The following is a 2,511-nucleotide window of genomic DNA, read 5'->3' as shown; positions in this document are numbered from 1 at the left end:
ATCTTGCTCAACTCCCTAATAGAGCCCAGGATGCATAAAGGGTCGTTATTTACCACGGGGCAGACTTTTGATCTTTACCTTTGCCCTCATTACTTTTACTTTTCTGATAATGGTCACCTCTTATTCGATTATATGAAAATTCAAAAGATCATGATCTCTACTTGTTGTTCTTATATTGCATCTTCTTCATAAGCCCGGTAATGTCATCCTTTGTGAACATGCCTTTGTGCATAATAGAAAAGACGTTCTGTTTCAATGACTTGGATTCATCCAGGTCCAGGTCCTTTGCGGTACAGATGATTATAGGAATATCAATGGTTTGCGGATTTGACTTAAGGGCCTTTATCACATCATAACCACTGACTTCCGGCATCATCAGGTCAAGGACCACAACATCCGGTTTTTCTTTAATTGTGGTCTCTATGGCCTCTTTTCCTCCATAAGCTGTCAGCACATTGATATCTTCTGCGGAAAGCATAGACCTTATCAGTTCAACTGCATTTACCTCGTCATCCACAACAAGGACATTCATAGGGGACCCGGATGTCTTTCCTCTGAACCTCTCTAGTGCACTAAGTAAGATATCTTTTTGAACAGGTTTGGAGAAATGCTGGACAGATCCCCATACTACCTGAAGTTCGCTGTCGTCTATCATGGAAGCCACGATCACAGGGATGTTTTCTGTCTGTTCCTTATCCTTGAGATGTTTCAGCACGTCCAGACCATCCATCTCTGGCATCATGATATCGAGAATGATGGCAAAAGGCTTCATCTTCCCTGCAAGTTCCAGAGCCTCTTTCCCGTTCTCTGCAGAAGCCACACGATACCCTTCGTGTATCAGGGTTACCTCAAGCAATTCCCTTGAAGGCGCATCATCCTCCACCACAAGTACAAGAGGTCCCTCTCCTTTTGACCCGGGGGACTCAATGACATGGGGAAGACGTACGTTGGGCTCAGTGGCATTCTGGCTCTTTTCCATTGTTGCAGGGTGAGAAGGTGCCATCTCCGCTTTACTTTCTGTTTGTGGAACTGGTTCCAAAGGTAGTTCAAAAATGAACTTTGTTCCCTTGTCCAACTCACTTTCTACCCATATCTTCCCATTTTGCATCTCCAGAAATCTTTTAACTAGGGAAAGGCCAAGTCCGGTACCTGCATATTTACGTGTTGGAGCAGAATCAAGTTGTATAAAAGGCTGGAATAGCTTTTTCTTATCTTCATCCGAGATGCCAATACCAGTATCTTCAACACTGAACTGTACTTTATTCTGCAACCTTATTGCTGAAATAGTGATCTTTCCACCGGCATTGGTGAATTTGATAGCATTGCTTGTAAGATTGAAAAGGATCTGTTTGAACTTCAGCCTGTCAGCATATATGTTGTCAAGTCTTTCATCCCTTCTAAATTCAAGTTTCAGCCCTTTCTTATCTGCAAGAGGAGATACCAATTGCTTTACTTCATCTATAGTGGCGTATGCACCAAACAGTTCATAATGGAGCTCCATTTTACCTGCTTCTATCTTGGAGAGGTCAAGTATATTGTTTATCAGTGACAGCAGATGCTTTCCACTGGTCGAGATATTCGCCATGAACTTCTTTTGTTTTTCCGGATCCCCTACACCGCCGCTTAGCATCAGGTCAGAGAAACCTATTATTGAATTAAGCGGTGTTCTTAACTCATGGCTCATGGTTGCAAGGAATTCGCTTTTTGCACGATTGGCTGTCTCCGCAGTGATCTTGGCAGCAAGAATTTCCTGTTCAGCTTCCTTTATTCGGGTCATGTCTACAAAACTCTCAACCAGATAGTCCTTATCAGAAAGAGATACAGGTATTATGGACCTGAGAATGGGGATCTCTTTTCCAACTGCATTTACCAATGTGCTTTCAGATTTGTTTACTATCATACCGGGATAAAGGGTTGCACATTCCTCTTTTTGTAGCGGGCAAAGGAGATTTCGACAGATATTGCCTACTATCTGCTCTTTAGGGAGGCCTATTATTTCTATAGCCGTCGGGTTGACATCAGCGATGATATGCGTTTCAGCATCTATTAGAAGAGTACCACAGATGATACTCGAAAGGACAGTTTCCATTCTTTGTTTATTCTCTTTTTCGATCAGCTGGAACTCGATCTCATTTTTCTCAAGTGATCCGAGCATGTAATTTATATTATCTGCAAGATCATTCAGTTCATCATTGCCTTCCATATCCACACGAGAAGAGAGTGATCCCTTTTCAGTGATATAGGTCAGATTACTGCTCAGTAAGGATAATCTATCTAACACTAATCTATCCAATAGAGTCGTTATGACTATTCCACATACGATCCCAATTATCAGAATTACAGCAAATACATAATTTATAGCAGATTTACCTTGCTGGTAGATACCCCTGTCCATCTCTACATCTAAGATCAATACGGGATTCCCGTTAACATCATTCAATACAGTAGTTCCCACGATCGAAGTTTCATTTTGGGGATTTATGTACAAATTGTCATTCTCACCTAAAATAG

1 protein-coding gene is annotated in these 2,511 nt (G+C 41.7%); it reads right to left on the bottom strand.

The genetic code is table 11. The annotated features are described in order from the left end of the window. Positions 1 to 157: 157 nt before the first annotated feature. Positions 158 to 2,511: response regulator (locus tag ACCM36_RS06865; protein ID WP_370573011.1), on the bottom strand; the 2,354-nt coding region annotated here is incomplete at its 5' end.

The organism is Methanomethylovorans sp. (assembly GCF_041305605.1).
Classification (GTDB): domain Archaea; phylum Halobacteriota; class Methanosarcinia; order Methanosarcinales; family Methanosarcinaceae; genus Methanomethylovorans.
The sequence above is the reverse complement of the archived record's forward strand: the minus strand, read 5'-3'. Positions and strand labels throughout refer to the sequence as shown.